This window comes from Flavobacterium sp. 11 (genome assembly GCF_002754315.1).
Classification (GTDB): Bacteria; Bacteroidota; Bacteroidia; order Flavobacteriales; family Flavobacteriaceae; genus Flavobacterium; species Flavobacterium algoritolerans.
In genome coordinates, this window is record NZ_PEFE01000001.1 from 2,884,274 (window position 1) to 2,901,183 (window position 16,910).

The 16,910-nt window shown below is 33.3% G+C and carries 16 protein-coding genes; 11 read left to right on the forward strand and 5 right to left on the reverse strand.

Features of this window, described 5'->3' with window-relative positions:
• The first annotated feature begins 6 nt into the window (after positions 1-6).
• The 10 genes from hisB (at position 7) to CLV00_RS12605 (ending at position 10,967) form a co-directional block, all read left to right on the forward strand.
• Entirely contained in the window at positions 7-1,143 is a 1,137-nt protein-coding gene (hisB, locus tag CLV00_RS12560) for a bifunctional histidinol-phosphatase/imidazoleglycerol-phosphate dehydratase HisB (RefSeq protein WP_099715508.1), read from the forward strand.
• A 77-nt stretch (positions 1,144-1,220) separates the two neighbouring features.
• Positions 1,221-1,802, forward strand: coding sequence for an imidazole glycerol phosphate synthase subunit HisH (gene hisH, locus CLV00_RS12565; RefSeq protein WP_099715509.1), 582 nt, complete (start codon positions 1,221-1,223; stop codon positions 1,800-1,802).
• Between the two features lie 105 nt (positions 1,803-1,907).
• Positions 1,908-2,636, forward strand: coding sequence for a 1-(5-phosphoribosyl)-5-[(5-phosphoribosylamino)methylideneamino]imidazole-4-carboxamide isomerase (gene hisA, locus CLV00_RS12570; protein WP_099715510.1), 729 nt, complete (start codon positions 1,908-1,910; stop codon positions 2,634-2,636).
• The gene (gene hisF, locus CLV00_RS12575) at positions 2,630-3,385 is read left to right on the forward strand and encodes an imidazole glycerol phosphate synthase subunit HisF (protein WP_099715511.1); all 756 of its coding nucleotides are present in this window, start codon (positions 2,630-2,632) and stop codon (positions 3,383-3,385) included. The genes hisA and hisF overlap by 7 nt, the downstream gene beginning before the upstream one ends.
• A gap of 99 nt (positions 3,386-3,484) precedes the next feature.
• Positions 3,485-4,084 (forward strand): bifunctional phosphoribosyl-AMP cyclohydrolase/phosphoribosyl-ATP diphosphatase HisIE, encoded by a 600-nt coding sequence (gene hisIE / locus CLV00_RS12580; protein WP_099715512.1) that lies wholly within the window; start codon positions 3,485-3,487, stop codon positions 4,082-4,084.
• Positions 4,085-4,206: 122 nt separating this feature from the next.
• Positions 4,207-5,352 carry an alpha/beta hydrolase gene (locus tag CLV00_RS12585; protein WP_369800942.1) on the forward strand — a complete coding sequence of 382 codons (1,146 nt, stop codon included), beginning with the start codon at positions 4,207-4,209 and terminating at the stop codon, positions 5,350-5,352.
• A gap of 52 nt (positions 5,353-5,404) precedes the next feature.
• Positions 5,405-6,838, forward strand: coding sequence for a M17 family metallopeptidase (locus CLV00_RS12590; protein ID WP_099715513.1), 1,434 nt, complete (start codon positions 5,405-5,407; stop codon positions 6,836-6,838).
• A gap of 3 nt (positions 6,839-6,841) precedes the next feature.
• Entirely contained in the window at positions 6,842-8,056 is a 1,215-nt protein-coding gene (locus CLV00_RS12595) for an acetyl-CoA carboxylase biotin carboxylase subunit family protein (RefSeq protein WP_099715514.1), read from the forward strand.
• A gap of 148 nt (positions 8,057-8,204) precedes the next feature.
• Positions 8,205-9,251, forward strand: coding sequence for an alkaline phosphatase D family protein (locus CLV00_RS12600; RefSeq protein WP_099715515.1), 1,047 nt, complete (start codon positions 8,205-8,207; stop codon positions 9,249-9,251).
• Between the two features lie 60 nt (positions 9,252-9,311).
• Positions 9,312-10,967 carry a M1 family metallopeptidase gene (locus tag CLV00_RS12605; protein WP_099715516.1) on the forward strand — a complete coding sequence of 552 codons (1,656 nt, stop codon included), beginning with the start codon at positions 9,312-9,314 and terminating at the stop codon, positions 10,965-10,967.
• A 43-nt stretch (positions 10,968-11,010) separates the two neighbouring features.
• Here CLV00_RS12605 and CLV00_RS12610 read toward each other — a convergent pair whose 3' ends face one another.
• A complete protein-coding gene (locus CLV00_RS12610; RefSeq protein ID WP_099715517.1) occupies positions 11,011-11,847 on the reverse strand; it encodes an AraC family transcriptional regulator in 837 nt (278 codons plus the stop codon).
• Between the two features lie 155 nt (positions 11,848-12,002).
• On the opposite strand from CLV00_RS12610, the gene CLV00_RS12615 reads away from it, so the two are divergent.
• The gene (locus CLV00_RS12615; RefSeq protein ID WP_099715518.1) at positions 12,003-12,998 is read left to right on the forward strand and encodes a phytanoyl-CoA dioxygenase family protein; all 996 of its coding nucleotides are present in this window, start codon (positions 12,003-12,005) and stop codon (positions 12,996-12,998) included.
• A 56-nt stretch (positions 12,999-13,054) separates the two neighbouring features.
• Here the strand turns inward: CLV00_RS12615 and CLV00_RS12620 are convergent, their stop codons facing one another.
• The 4 genes from CLV00_RS12620 to CLV00_RS12635 form a co-directional block, all read right to left on the reverse strand.
• Positions 13,055-13,930 (reverse strand): sugar phosphate isomerase/epimerase, encoded by an 876-nt coding sequence (locus CLV00_RS12620; protein ID WP_099715519.1) that lies wholly within the window; start codon positions 13,928-13,930, stop codon positions 13,055-13,057.
• Between the two features lie 19 nt (positions 13,931-13,949).
• Positions 13,950-14,843 carry a hydroxypyruvate isomerase family protein gene (locus CLV00_RS12625; RefSeq protein ID WP_099715520.1) on the reverse strand — a complete coding sequence of 298 codons (894 nt, stop codon included), beginning with the start codon at positions 14,841-14,843 and terminating at the stop codon, positions 13,950-13,952.
• A 10-nt stretch (positions 14,844-14,853) separates the two neighbouring features.
• The gene (locus tag CLV00_RS12630; protein WP_099715521.1) at positions 14,854-16,092 is read right to left on the reverse strand and encodes a nucleoside permease; all 1,239 of its coding nucleotides are present in this window, start codon (positions 16,090-16,092) and stop codon (positions 14,854-14,856) included.
• Between the two features lie 69 nt (positions 16,093-16,161).
• Positions 16,162-16,899: a DUF1080 domain-containing protein gene (locus CLV00_RS12635; protein WP_099715522.1), complete on the reverse strand. Its 738-nt coding sequence runs from the start codon at positions 16,897-16,899 to the stop codon at positions 16,162-16,164.
• Positions 16,900-16,910: the final 11 nt, after the last annotated feature.

Genomic DNA, 16,910 nt, shown 5'->3' on the forward strand with positions numbered 1-16,910 from the left:
TTTTTAATGAAAAAAATACTTTTTATAGATCGTGATGGAACAATGGTTTTGGAACCAAATGATTATCAATTAGACAGTTTTGAAAAATTAGAATTTTATCCTAAAGCGTTTCAATTCCTTGGAAAAATTGCTTTGGAACTAGATTTTGAACTCGTAATGGTGACCAATCAAGATGGTTTGGGAACTGATTCTCATCCGGAAATTAACTTTTGGCCCGTTCATAATTTAATCATGAAAGCTTTTGAAAATGAAGGCGTTGTTTTCAAAGAAGTATTAATTGACAAAACATTTCCTCACGAAAACGCACCAACTCGCAAACCTGCAACTGGTTTGTTGACAAAATATATTGATAATCCGGAATATGATTTAGCAAATTCATTCGTAATAGGAGACAGAATAACGGATGTTGAATTGGCAAAAAACTTAGGTTCAAAAGCCATTTTTATCAACACCGACGAAGGTTTGGGAAGTGATGAAATATCTTCGAAAAGACATGAATTGGATTCGGTTATTGCCTTGCAAACTACTGATTGGAAAACCATTTACGAGTTTTTAAAATTAGAGGAACGTTCTGCTTACATAGAAAGAAAAACGAATGAAACGGATATTTTTATTAATTTAAATCTTGACGGAACCGGAAAAAGCAAGATCGAAACAGGAATTGCTTTTTTTGACCACATGCTCGACCAAATTGCACGTCACGGACAAATGGACTTGGAAATCCTTGTGAAAGGTGATTTAGAAGTTGATGAACACCATACTATCGAAGATACAGCGATTGCTTTAGGAGAAGTTTTTGCGAAAGCATTAGGAAATAAATTAGGTATAGAACGTTACGGTTTTTGTTTGCCAATGGACGACTGTTTAGCGCAAGTGGCGATTGATTTTGGAGGTAGAAACTGGTTGGTTTGGGAAACCGAATTCAAACGTGAAATGGTAGGTAAAATGCCGACAGAGATGTTTTATCATTTCTTCAAATCTTTCTCTGATGGTGCTAAAGCCAACATCAACATCAAAGCAGAAGGAACAAACGAACATCACAAGATTGAAGCGATTTTCAAGGCTTTTGCAAAAGCAATAAAAGTAGCCGTAAAACGCGATACGGAGAAGATGATTTTGCCTAGCACGAAAGGAATGTTGTAAAATTGTTTAAAGTCTAAAGTTTCAGGTTGACTCGAGCAACTTTAAACATTAAACATTAAACTTGAAACAAAATTAAAATGAAAATAGTAATCATAAATTACGGAGCAGGAAATATTCAAAGCATTATGTTTGCCATCGAGAGATTGGGATTCAAAGCCGTTTTAAGTAATAATCCAGACGAAATTAAGGCAGCCGATAAAGTTATTTTCCCAGGAGTTGGTGAAGCAAGTTCTGCAATGAAAATGCTTTTGGAAAGTGGTTTGGAAACTTTGATTCCAACCTTGAAACAGCCCGTTTTAGGAATCTGTTTGGGTATGCAATTGATGTGCAACAAATCGGAAGAAGGGAATACAAAAGGTTTGGGAATTTTTGATGTTGATGTGATTAAATTTACGCCAAAAGTAAAAGTGCCACAAATGGGTTGGAATCAAATTTATAATTTAAAATCACTTTTGTTTAGTGGTATTAATGAAAATGAATACATGTATTTGGTTCATAGTTTTTATGCTCCTAACTGCCCTGAAGCCATTGCTATAACTGATTACGAAGTAGAATACGCCTCAGCTTTGCAGAAGGATAATTTCTACGGGACACAATTTCACCCAGAAAAAAGTGGTGACGTTGGAGAACAAATTTTGGCAAATTTCTTGAAGTTATAAATTTTAATGGCAATAACAATAATGAGAATAGTAAGTGAGATTGCTTCGTTCCTCGCAATAACAAATCTGAAATCAAAAATCGTTAATCAAAAATCATAAATCTCAATGAGAATAATACCTGCAATAGATATCATAGAAGGAAAATGTGTTCGCTTGTCAAAAGGCGATTACAATACCAAAATTATATACAATGAAAATCCGCTTGAAGTAGCAAAATCATTTGAAGCACACGGAATCGAATATTTGCATCTGGTTGATTTAGACGGAGCAAAGTCGAGCCAAATTGTAAATTATAAAATATTGGAGCAAATTGCTACACAAACCAAATTGAAAATTGATTTTGGGGGTGGATTAAAATCGGATTCTGATTTGAAAATTGCTTTTGAAAGTGGTGCAAATCAAATTACCGGCGGAAGTATTGCTGTCAAAAACAGAGAACTATTCGAAAAATGGATTGCGGAGTATGGTTCTGATAAAATTATTTTGGGAGCAGATGCTAACAATGAAAAAGTAGCTGTTTCGGGTTGGTTAGAAGATTCAAATGAAGACTTGATTCCTTTTATACAAGATTATCAAAGCAAGGGAATTCAGTACGTAATTTGTACGGATATTGCCAAAGACGGTATGCTTGAAGGACCATCGTTTGATTTATACGCTAAAATTTTGGCGGAAGCCAAAGGGATTAAACTAATTGCTTCAGGAGGAATTTCTACTTTTGACGAATTACCAAAATTGGCCGAATTGGGTTGTGAAGGAACGATAATCGGGAAAGCAATCTATGAAGGAAGAATTTCATTGAAACAATTGGAAAATTATATTTTAGAAAAATGTTAACAAAAAGAATTATTCCCTGTCTCGATATAAAAAACGGAAGAACCGTAAAAGGTGTTAATTTTGTGGACTTGCGTGATGCAGGTGATCCAGTGGAATTAGCCAAAATATATTCGGATGAAGGTGCTGATGAATTGGTTTTTTTGGATATTTCGGCAACGGAAGAAAGAAGGAAAACCTTAGTTGATTTGGTACGAAAAGTCGCTTCAACTATCAATATTCCGTTTACTGTTGGTGGAGGAATTTCCTCCGTTGAAGATGTTGAAATTTTATTACAAAACGGTGCTGACAAAGTTTCCATTAATTCATCGGCAGTGAAAAACCCGCAGTTAATTAATGATTTGGCACAAAAATTTGGAAGTCAATGTGTGGTTGTTGCGATTGATGCTAAGCAAATTGATGGACAATGGATTGTTCATTTAGTGGGAGGAAAAGTGCCTACAGAATTGAATTTATTTGATTGGGGCAAAGAAGTTGAAGAACGCGGCGCAGGTGAAATCTTATTCACATCAATGGATAATGACGGAACTAAAAACGGATTTGCTAATGAAGCTTTGGCTAAACTTTCGGAATTAGTTAATATTCCAATAATAGCTTCTGGTGGCGCAGGAAACATTCAACATTTTGTAGATACTTTTCTGGAAGGAAAAGCTGACGCAGCATTAGCCGCAAGTGTATTTCATTTTAAAGAAATTGAAATCAAAACATTAAAAACAGCCCTTAAAAATAACAATATCGAAGTACGAATTTAAATTAAGGCATAAGTATTAAGTATGAGTCATTAAGTATTGAGTTGCTTATTTATCCATATAACTTAATACTTAAGACTTACAACTTAATACTTAAAAAATATGAACATAGATTTCTCAAAAAATACAGACGGATTAATTCCTGCTATAATTCAAGACAATGAAACCAAAACGGTTTTGATGCTGGGTTTTATGAATGCCGAAGCGTATCAAAAAACGGTTGATACTAAAAAAGTGACATTTTATAGTCGTACCAAGCAAAGACTTTGGACAAAAGGCGAGGAAAGTGGCAACTTTTTAAATCTGATTGACATCAAAAACGACTGTGATAATGATACCTTGTTGATTCAGGTAAAACCAGAAGGGCCAACATGTCACAAAGGAACTGATACGTGTTGGGCTGATGAAAACAAAGCTGATTATGGCTTTATTTCGGATTTAGAAGATACAATTCAACTTCGAAGAGAAAATGCTGATTCTGAGAAAAGTTATGTGGCTTCCTTGTTTAAATTGGGGATGAATAAAATTGCCCAGAAAGTAGGAGAGGAAGCGATTGAAGTGGTTATTGAAGCCAAAGATGATAATGATGATTTGTTTTTGAGCGAAAGTGCTGACTTGCTTTTTCATTACCTTATATTGTTGCAAGCCAAAGGATTTAAGCTAAATGATGTTGTTGAAGTACTAAAAAGTCGTCAGAAATAGAAATTCTTTTTAAAGATTTTACATCAATAAAACCCAATAGTAAATGAATATACTATTGGGTTTTCTTTTATTTCAAATAGCAATCCACTATATTTACTATTATTTTAAAATAAGAGTACCACATGCAAGTGATGAATTTAGATAATACCACATTGACACAAGAATCAAACGATCCAATCCTAAATACGGGACTATATATAATCCTTACAACTGACGAAGACGATGCAAGACCTGTTTATATTTCAGGGAATTTCAATAATTGGCGTACTCAGGACAAGGAGTTTATGATGGAGAAAATTGGAAATAACGTATACCATTACAAATTTTCGCATGATTTTGATTATCCTGTCGAGCTTTTGTATAAATTTACTAAAGGGGATTGGAGTGAAGTTGAGATTGACAGCCACGGCAATCGTACCGAAAACCGTTCAACATTAGCACATACGGGCATTCAAAATGAACACGTAGCAAGATGGAGAAAAAACTGGTTGCCTTTTAAGCAGTCTTTTTTACCACAGGTTCAGTTAATTTCAGATGAATTTGAAATCCCGCAACTTAATAAAACCAGAAAAATTTGGGCCTTGTTGCCTCATGATTATGATAATTCAAGTGAAAGTTATCCCGTAATGTATTTGCAGGATGCCCAAAATTTATTCAATGAATCAGCCGAATTTGGTAATTGGGAAATTGATAAAAAACTGGCGGTTATGTCCGAGTATAAAATTGGAAAAATCATAATTATTGCCATAGAACACGCCAAAGAAGATCGAATAAAAGAATACAATGTTGGAAAAACAGTATTAGGAAAGGGACAAGGAAAAAAATACATCCGATTTGTAACTGATTCCCTAAAACCATTTGTTGACAGCAATTTTAGAACAAAAAAAGAACGGGAATTTACAGGGATTGGTGGAAGCTCGATGGGAGGATTAGTCAGTATTTTTAGTGGATTAAGAAACCCGGAAGTATATGGTAAATTAATGATTTTTTCTCCATCGCTTTGGGTTGTTCCAGAATTGAAAATTAATCCCAAAAAAGCCAATACAGCCGATACCAAAATCTATTTGTATGGTGGTGGAGATGAGAGTAAAACAATGATTGAACATATAAAAAGTTTTAAAGAGAATCTGATTTCAAGCGAATTTGTAAAAGACAAATCAAAGATTAATTTAAGCATTAACAGGCAAGGAAAACATAGTGAAACCTATTGGAGTGATGAATTTCCTAAAGCAATAGAATGGTTGTTTTTTAATACAAAAGAGTCGTAGAGCACTATTCATAGGGTCTTGAATTAATAGGTAGAAAAAAAGAAAAGAACAAATGAAAACAAATACATTACAAAACGTAGCTGATTTTTCAGGAACAATTTTGATTCCGGTTTTTGAAACGTATTCAAAAAGCATTGTTCCTATAACTTTTAATGGATTAGAAATAACATCAAAAGTTTTTTTTGGAAAAAAAGACACGCACTATTTAGCTGAAAAAAACAATAATGCGTATGTTTTTATTGGCTTAGGAAAAGAGATAGACTATAAATCATTGAAAACTATTTTTCGTCGTATTTCATCGAAACAAAAAGAAAATTTCAGTTCGAATGTTGCTTTAGTTATACCTGAACAATTCACTCAGGATCAAGTTGAAGCCGTAGTTTCTGGTTTGCTTTTAGGAACGTATGATTTAGGTCATTTCAAATCAGAAAAAAACGCACATCCTTTTTTGAGTGCTGATTTTACTTTAAATTTAGTATCCGAAAAAGATTATTTGGCTACAGCCAAAAAAGGAATTAAAATTGCCAAAGCACAATTAGCAACCTATAATTTGGTTGATTTACCACCCAACACGATTAATCCTAAATATTTGGCCAATTGGGCTAAAGAAACAGGAGAAAAATATGGTTTTGACGTAGAAGTTTTAGGTCATGATGCAGCAAAAATAGTGGGATTGGGCGCTTTTTTGGCAGTTGGAAAAGGAAGTGAAAATGAACCACAGTTTATCATTATGAATTACACTCCTGCAGCCGATGTGGAACACCTAAAACATGTTGGGTTAGTGGGGAAAGGAATCACTTTTGATACTGGAGGATTGAATATAAAAACAGCTGGAATGCTTCATATGAAGTGCGATATGGCAGGTGGTGGTGCCGTTTTTGGGGCGATGCAATTGATTGCAGATTTGCAATTACCCGTAAAAGTGACTGCAATTGTTCCTTGTGCCGAAAATTCAGTTGATGCCAAATCATTTTTGCCAAGTGATGTAATTCACAGTTATAGCGGAAATTCGATAGAAATTATTGATACAGATGCTGAAGGACGACTCATTTTGGCGGATGGATTGTCATATTTAATTAAAAATTTCAAACCAGAATATATTGTTGATATTGCCACGCTAACAGGAAGCAGTGTTAGTACTTTTGGGTATGAATGTGGTGCTTTGTTTACCAATAATACCGAAATGGCTAAGAAGCTACAAGAAAACGGAGACGCAATTGGAGAGCGTTTGTGGCCTTTACCGCTTTGGGATGTTTATAAATCAGATATTGAGAGTGACATTGCCGATGTAAAAAATTATAGTGGAAAACCAGTTGCAGGAGCAATAAGTGCCGCTAAATTTTTAGAATATTTCACCCAAGAGCACAAAGCTTGGGCACATCTTGATGTTGCAGGTGTCGCATTTGGCGATGATGAGTTTGCTAAAAGTAAGCATGCTACAGGATATGGAGTTCATTTATTAACTAAATTCATTGAAAATTTATAACGTATGGAAAACTCTAAAACCTTCCTTTGTATTTCAAATTATTTCAAGGGTGCCGATTTTTTAATTAATTTAAAAAAGTTAGGCAACAAAGTCTATTTAGTGACAAGTGAAAAACTGAGAGACAAGCCATGGCCCCATCAACATATCGATGAGATTTTTTATATGGAAGGCCAAGATGTCGATTGGAATTTAGAACATCTGCTGTTAGGTGTTGGTAATTTTATGAAGTCAACCAAAGTTGATGCCATTGTTGCCTTAGATGATTATGATGTCGAAAAGGCTACTTATCTAAGGGAAAACCTGCGCATTGACGGGATGGGACAAACAACGGGACGTTATTTTAGAGATAAACTGGCGATGAGAATGAGAGCCAAAAGTTGTGGAATTCCTATTCCGGCATTTTGTTCTTTATTTAATGATCATGACATCAATACTTTTGCAGACACGATTTCTGCTCCATGGGTTTTGAAACCACGTTCCGAAGCTTCAGCAACAGGAATTATAAAAATATATGACAAAGAGAGTTTGTGGATTCATATCAATGAAATGGGGAATAACAGATTCAAATATTTATTAGAACAATTCAAACCTGGCGATGTGTATCATTGTGATAGTTTGATTTCAGAAAGTAAAGTAATTTTTAGTTTGACTTCAAAATATTTAGCCACTCCAATGGAAATTTCTCAAGGTGGAGGTGTTTTCCGTTCAGCTAATATTAAGTACAATTCAGAGGATGATAAAGCCATAAAAAAGTTAAATGAAGAAGTAATGAAAGGCTTCGGATTGAAACATGGTGCCGCACATACTGAATTCATAAAAAGCAATGAAGATGGTCAAATTTATTTCTTGGAAACTTCTTCAAGAGTAGGAGGAGCGCATTTGGCCGAAATGGTAACTGAAGCTTCCAATATTAATTTATGGAAAGAATGGGCTGCAATTGAAGACGCATTGGTTAAAGGAACTAAATACATTTTGCCAAAAGTAAAAAAAGAATATGCCGGTATCGTTTTGACATTATCAAAATTCCAGCATCCTAATTTATCGTCGTTTTCAGATCCGGAAATTTGTTTCAGAGTTCCGTTGGAATATCATGCGGGACTTATTGTCAAATCAGATAATCAAGAAAGAGTTTTAGAATTGTTGGATGATTATGGTAATCGTTTAGCCAATGATTTTACTGCTGTAGTAGAACAAAGTAAAGTAACCAACTTGCATTAAATGTTGTTACTGAACTAAAAAAAAGCAATTATTTCAAGAGAGATAGTTGCTTTTTTTATTTAAAGTTTGCTTAAACTAAAAGTATGTAGATTTTTATATCTTCGTCAAAATTCTCATAATAAAATAACGGTTTTCATCTCCTTCTCACATGAAAAAAACAATTCTGATTTTTTGCTTTTTAGGTTTAGTTAGCTGCAAAACGTATGATACAACCAGCTTGATTGAATCTGAAAAACCGGTTCAAAATGAATATTATACCATAGCTTTTGGTTCCTGCGATAACCAGAAAATTAAAAATGAACTTTGGTCGGCAATAAATAGCAATCATCCTTCAGTTTGGATTTGGGGAGGTGATAATGTGTATTCGGATACTAAGGATATGGATTTTCTTAAAAGTAATTATGAAACTCAGAAACAAGATTCAGATTATCTCAAGTTCATTAAAGACAAAATTATATTAGGAACATGGGATGATCATGATTATGGAGCGAATGACGGCGGTGAAGAATATCCTTTTAAAAGACAAAGTCAACAGTTATTACTGGATTTTTTAGATACGTCAAAGAATGCTCCTGAGCGAAAAAGAGATGGGGTTTATACTGCTAAAACTATTCTTGTAAATGGAAATAAAATAAAAGTTATTGTATTGGATTCTCGTTTTTTTAGAACGGCATTGACTAAAGCCACCGATTCAAAAAAACGGTTTCAACCCAATACATATGGTGAAGGAACCGTATTAGGAGAGGCACAATGGAAATGGCTTGAAAAAGAACTTAAATCATCTGATGCCCAATTTAATGTGATTGTCAGCAGCATTCAATTTTTATCTGATAAACATGGTTTTGAAGCTTGGGGGAATTTCCCTCATGAAATAGAAAAACTGGAGAAATTGATTGTTTCGACGAAAGCAAAAGGCACTTTTATAATCTCAGGAGATCGCCATATTGCCACTTTTTCTTCAAAAAATGTTGCGGGTTTATCTTATCCGTTAGTAGATTTTACCTCGAGTGGATTGACACATACTTACGCTTCTTTTTCCGGTGAGGAAAATCCTTATGTGAAAGGGGAAGTGGTTAAAGAGTTGAACTTTGGACTATTAAAATTTGATTTTAAAAACAATAAAGTCATAATGGAAATTCGTGGAAAGGAAAATAAATTTATTCAAGAATATGTTCAATCCTATCCTAAAAAATAATTTTTTTAGGTACTATATTTATAAAATTATAAAGTTTATTTTTGTTCAAAATGATTAATTATGAAAAAACAGTTTAGTATTATTTTTATTTCGTTTCTATTTTTTAACGGTATAAATGCACAAGGTTTACTAAATAAATCAGAGCAAAAATTCACGAGACAAGACACTTTGCGCGGAAGTATCACAAAAGAAAGAGCGTGGTGGGATGTAAAATATTATCATCTCAATATTAAAGTAAATCCAGCAGACAGTACTATTACGGGTTCAAATACAATAAAATATCAAGTTGTACAGGAATACAATAGCATGCAAATTGACTTACAAAATCCTATGGAAATTAATAAAGTCATTCAGGATGGAAAAGTTTTAAAATATAAAAGAGAAGGAAATGCATTTTTTATTGAATTAATTGCTCCTCAAACAAAAGGTGCACTAAAAGAAATTACCATATTTTATGGCGGAAAACCAAAAGTAGCCGTAAATCCACCTTGGGATGGAGGTATAACTTGGAAAAAAGACAGTAATGGAAATCCTTTTATTGCTTCTTCTTGTCAAGGATTGGGTGCAAGTGTTTGGTGGCCAAACAAAGATCATATGTATGATGAAGTGGATAATATGCTGATTAGTGTAAATGTTCCGAAAAATTTGACGGATGTTTCCAATGGACGTTTACTAAGTGTAAAGCAATTAAAAGATGGAACAAAAACCTATAATTGGTATGTATCAAATCCAATCAATAATTATGGTGTAAATATAAATATTGGCGATTATGTTTCGTTTTCGGAAAAATATAAAGGAGAAAAAGGCGATTTAGATTGCAGTTATTATGTTTTGAGAGACAATTTGGCGAAAGCCAAAAAACAATTTCAAGATGTTCCAAAAATGCTAAAAGCTTTTGAACATTGGTTTGGACCGTATCCATTTTATGAAGACAGTTACAAATTGGTTGAAGCTCCTTATTTAGGAATGGAACATCAAAGTAGCGTAACATATGGGAATGGTTTTCAAAACGGATATCGTGGTAGGGATTTAAGCGGAACGGGTTGGGGATTAAAATTTGATTTTATTATTATTCATGAATCTGGGCATGAGTGGTTTGCAAATAATATCACGTATAAAGATATTGCTGATATGTGGATTCACGAGAGTTTTACAAACTATTCAGAAAGTCTTTTTGTAGAATATTACTATGGAAAAGAAGCTGGATTTGAATATGTTCTGGGAACCAGAAAAGGAATAAAAAATGACAAACCAATTATAGGAAATTATGATGTAAACAACGAAGGTTCTGGTGATATGTATCCAAAAGGAGGGAATATGTTGCATACTTTACGCCAAATTGTAAATGATGATGAAAAATGGAGAGGCATTTTAAGAGGCTTAAACAGTACTTTTTATCACCAAACTGTTACTACAAAACAAATTGAAGATTATTTAAGTCAGCAAGTTGGAATCGATTTATCAACAGTTTTCAATCAGTATTTAAGAGATACCAGAATTCCAACATTAGAATATTTTTTTAAGGATAATCAAGCAGGTTATCGCTGGACAAATTGCGTTCCGGGTTTTAATATGCCCGTGAAAGTAACGCTAAATGGAAAAGAAGAATTACTGCAACCAGAAACAGAATGGAAGAGTATTCCAGTAATTTCTAAAAATTCAAAACTGGAAATAGATAAGAATTTTTATGTCGCCAGTTTTAATATTACCGAGTAAATCCAAAAGGTGTGTTTCTAAAATTTAGGAAACACACCTTTTTTTATCTTTTCTTAAACTGTATAGGATTTTCTCCCACCACTTTTTTGAAGATTCTATTAAAGTACGACAGGCTTTCAAATCCACATTCAAAGCACGTTTCGGTTACGTTTTTATCACTTTTTAAAAGTCTTTTAGCTTGTTCAATTCGATATTGATTTAAAAATTCAGTAAATGTTAATCGCGTCATTTTTTTAAAATAACGACAAAAAGCCGCTTTAGATAAATGAGTTAAATGGGAGATTTCTTCAATAGAAACAGCCCTTTGGTAGTTTTCTTCTATAAATTTATAGACGACTTTTAATCGCAATTGTTCTTTATTATTATATAAATTTTCAAATGGTTTATTGTGCAAAAAAGTCATTTCATTTGATATTGATAAAATCTGAAATAATGACAGCACTTCAATAAATTGTTCGAAATGTGATAAAAGATGAATTTTTTGAAGCCTTTTACCAATTTTATCTTTTACAGCTCCATGAAAACAAATCACCTTTTTTGAGTTCTCAAATAATTGATAAATAGAAGCTAATTCAGGAGTTGTTATAAAGTCATTTTTGAAAAAGTCTTCTTTAATCTGTAAAACTACTTTTTCATATTCAGTTTTAATTCCATAATCAAAATTTAAATGTGGAATATTGGAACCTATAAAAACCAAATCGCTTCCCTCAAAATTGCCAATATGATCGCCTACGCGTCGTGTTCCATTTGGCGCAACAATGAAAGTTAATTCAAATTCAGGATGAAAATGCCAATAATAAAAATCATTCAATTTTGGATTTACCAATATTCTGAATGAACTCCCTGCTAATCTTTTTATATCCTCAAAAACTATTTTCATATCTCGTTAGCTAAATAATTGCTCAATATAATACATATACTTCTTTAAAGTTAATAAAAAAATCAATATTGTACAAATAGCAGTAAATTTTGTGGAAGTAATTAGTATTCTCTTTTTCTAATTTTGAAATAGTTATAACACTAAAATATAAGACTATGGAAAAGAATAATCAATCAATGACACCAACTATGGTTCCCACAATGGCACAAAATAATGCTCATAAAGATATTCCGGGAAATCCATCTACTGCAAAATCCAGCACAACAAAACTAAATGATCGTTCTAATGGCAAACCGTTACGTTTACTTACTGAAGACGACTGGAAGTTTTGGATTGAAAACGGTTACATTGTCATAAAAAATGCTATCCCGAAAGAAAACGCTAAAAAAATGGCTGATTTTCTATGGGAATTTGAAGAGAAAAATCAAAATGATCCAGAAACTTGGTATGCTCCGCCAAGAGCCGAAATGCAAATGAAAGAACTTACCAATAGCGGTATGGTTGAAGTTTACAATCATCAATATCAATGGGATAACCGACAAATGGAAAAAGTATATGATGCGTTTGTAGATATTTGGGGAACCGAGAAATTATGGGTTACTATTGACCGAGCGAATTTGAATTTACCAGTTCGTCCAGGTTTTGATTTCAAAGGATTTATCCATTGGGATTATGATCCGGAGACAAAACCTCAAAACGTACAAGGGGTTCTTGCTTTGGCTGACCAAATGGATGAAAATATGGGAGGATTTCAATGTATACCTGATTTATATCGAAATTATGATACTTGGAAACTGACGCAACCTGAAGATAGGAACCGTTTTAAACCAGATGTTACCGGACTTGAAGATAAATTTGTAAAAGTAAAAATGGAAGCTGGTGATTTATTAATTTTTAATAGCACGCAACCGCATGGGATTCGCCCAAATATTACAAAAGATAAAGTAAGAATTGCACAATATATTTCTATGATGCCAGCTGAAGAGGATAATGAAGAATTGCGTCAATGGAGAGTTAATTCTTGGGAAAATCGCATTGCGCCTGAAGGATATGCGTTTCCTGGAGATCCTCGAAAATGGGAACAAACCAAATATAAAACTGCAGAATTGAGTGATTTAGGAAAAAAATTATTGGGAGTAGAGAAGTGGTAACAAAAAAAGGGATACAATAAGTATCCCTTTTTTATATTTATTATTTTTTAAAACATTTAGATTAAATTCTTCTTAATGTAATTAAAACTTGTTACTGCGGATTCTATCGGATTCGGTTTGTAGTTTGATTCGTGCTCTAAAAAGAAACGTTTCATTCCGGAAAGTTCAGCTTGAGCAAAAATCGATTTGAAATCAATTGCTCCAGTTCCTATTTCGGCATTCCAATCAGGATTTACTTTATCCATATCTTTTACGTGCCACATAGTGAAGCGTCCAGGATATTTTTTGAATAATTGCAACGGATCATTTCCAGAACGAACAACCCAGTATAAATCCATTTCAAAATCAACTAAGTTTTTATCCGTTTCATTTAATAAAATCTCATATCCATTCGTTGCTCCGAATTTTGTAAATTCAAAGTCATGATTATGATAGGCTAATTTTAAACCTCCGGCTTTACAAAGTTCTCCAACTTTATTTATTTGTGAAGCTAGTTTTTTATAGGCATCACCAGTTGTTCCTCTCAATTCTGAAATTATATAGGGAACAGTTACATATTCACTTCCTAAATGATTTGCTGTTTCGATATATGATTTTACAAGATCAGTAGTACCATCTTTAATCATAGAGTTAAAATCGAAATGATTACTTGTGGCTTTCAAACCATTATCATCAAGTATCGATTTAAAATCATGTACAGAAGTTCCAAAAAAGCCTTTGTCTACTGAATAACCAAAAGTTTCCACTTCTGTAAATCCAGCTTTTCCTACTTGGGATAAAACTCCTTTGACATCCTTTGGTAAAGTATCACGTAATGTCCATAATTGAATTCCGATGGCTCTTTTTTTAGAGTCAAAAGCAAATGTAGGAGCAATGGCTAATGCGCCTAATGCTAAACCAGCATTAATTAAAAATTCTCTTCTTTTTATCATGGGTTATTTTTTAGATTAGTTAAATATCACAAATTGCAATAGCCTGCTTCAATGAAGCTAGTTTGTTCGGGTTTTTAGGAATAAATTCTTGTCCTACAAAACCTTTGAAACCAGTTTTTGCAATAGCTTTCATTATTGCTTCGTAATTTAATTCCTGTGTATTATCAATTTCATTTCGTCCGGGAACTCCGGCTGTATGAAAATGTGCAATATATTGATGGTTGTCTCTTATGTTTCTAATCACATCACCTTCATCAATTTGCATGTGATAAATATCATAAAGAAGTTTAAAGTTTTCTGAGTTTAAACGTTTTGCTAATTCAACTCCCCATGATGTTCTGTCACATTGGTAATCTTTATGGTCAATTTTGCTGTTTAACAATTCCATCACTAAAATCACATTATGCTTTTCAGCCAATGGAATTAGTTTTTGTAAACCAAGAACACAATTATTCCAACCTTCTTCATCTGTTTTTCCTCTTCGGCTTCCGCTAAAGCAAATTAGATTTTTATAACCGGCTTTAGCCACCAGCGGAATCATTTCGGTATAATTCTTTATAAGTGTTTCATGAAATTTAATATCATTGAAACCATCCACTAAATTAATCTCAGCACCGTTGCACATTGTAGAAACTAAATCATATTTTTTCAATGTTGGCCAAGAGGAAGGTCCTACTAAATCAATACCGGTAATTCCAATTTTCTTAGCCTCAATGCAAAGTGTATCCAAATCAAGACTGTCAAAACACCAACGAGAAACAGAGTGATTTATATTTCCTTTCAACATACCCAATTGTGTTTCTGTATTATTCATTGGCATAGCCAAAGCAGAAAATCCAGAAGGAATTCCTATAGCCGCTGTTCCGGCAAGTATTCCTTTTATAGCAGATCTCCTATTTAAATTAGTGCTCATTTTTTATTTTTTATACAGCAGAAGATGTTTCTTCGACTTTGTTTTTTTCATTGAATAAAAGTGCAAAAAGAAGGAATACTGCCAAAGCAATTCCGGCAGGAATTATCCAAACCATTTCCCAATTTATAGCGCCGTCTAACATTTTATAATTGTCCGTTATCCAACCAGCAACTGCAAAACCAATCAACATACCAACTCCGTATGTAGCTAGCGTAATTAGACCTTGAGCGGCACTTTTATATTTTTCTCCTGCTTTTGAATTGGTGTAAATTTGACCAGAAACAAAAAAGAAATCATAGCAAATACCGTGCAAAGCAATACCTATAATAAGCATAAAACTTAAATCATCTCCATTACCATAAGCGAATAAAACGTAACGAATTGCCCACGCTAACATTCCAACCAAGATTGTTTTCTTGAAGCCAAAACGGGTAAAAAATACAGGAATCAATAATAAAAATAAAGCTTCAGATATTTGACCGATTGCCATTTTTCCAGTAGGATTTTCAACTCCTGCTTCTGTCAAAAATGGATGTGCATTTTGGTAATAAAACGCAAGAGGAATACAAATAAGAATTGATGAGATAAAAAAGATGGCGAAGTTTTTATCCTTCAATAACTTTAAAGCATCAAGACCAATAATATCTCCTATTTTTATTTTTTCGTCACTTACTTTTGGTGGTGTTTTTGGTAAAGAAAAACTAAATATACCTAAAACTAAAGCTGCGATTCCTGCTAAAAGGAACGTATTTTTAAGCATTCCTTCAGAAATTGCTTCTGCAGCATCCCAATGGAAAACAAAACTAATAGACAATCCTGCTAAAATCCAACCAATTGTTCCCCAAACTCTAATGTTTGCAAACTCTTTCTCTGGATCTTTCATTTGATTGAAAGAAACTGAATTTACTAATGCTAATGTTGGCATGTATAAAATCATGTAACTAAGAACGTAAGTATAAAACATTCCAACCTCTTCTGACTGATACATTTGATACATTAAAAATGCTCCAATAAGATGAAGTATTCCTAAAATTTTCTCAGCATTAAAATATCGGTCAGCGATTAACCCTATAATAAAAGGTGCAATAATAGCGCCCCATGATTGTGTAGAAAAAATTGCGGCAGTTTCTGATCCAGATGCTTTTAGATTATTCCCCAGAAACGTACCAAGGGTTACAAACCATGCTCCCCAGATAAAAAATTCTAGGAACATCATTATGGATAATTTAATTCGGATGGTGCTATTCATTGGTATTTTGGTTTTATTTTTTGGTTTTGGTTAATTAGCAGTAATTTATTTTTAATATTTTATTCTCAATTACATACCGGCTTCACATCCAGTTGTAATTTTCATAGAATTCCATTCTTTAATCTGAATGTTTCTGAACCACACATTATCTCCGTGATCTTGTAATGCAATTTTTCCTTTTTTGAATGCAGCAAAACCTGGCCAAGTAGCAAATTTACTACCTGCTACCAATGTTTTAAAGTTGGCATCCCAAAGTGTAGTTTCAACTACTTTTACACCATTCAATAACATTGTCAGTTTTCCGAATTTACATACAAGGTCAACAGAATTCCATTCTCCAACTGGTTTAACAGGCTCAGAAGTACTTTTTATTAAATCATACAAATCTCCTGATCTGTGTTTTTCAATTTTTCCGTCAGGGTGACCGTCATTGTCCAATACTTGCATTTCCAATCCAGTTTCGTAAGTATTTTTGAATTTTGTCAAATCTTCGTTTACAAAGAAAATAATACCACTGTTTGCATTTGCTGCTACTTTCCATTCTAATTTTAAATGAAAATTCTCGTATTCTATATCTGTTACAAGATCGCCTCCTTGACCATTTTTGGCAGCGGTAGGGTCAAAATGCAATACACCATCTTCAACTTTCCAACCAGAACCAGCAGTTTTTTTTCCATAAGTATGCCATCCTGTTGTTGATTGTCCATCAAATATTGATTTAAATCCTTTTGCTATTGGTGCTTGTTGTGCATTTGCTGTTTGAATCATTATCATAACAATTAATGAAGTACAAATATTTTTAATCATTTTTAAATTTT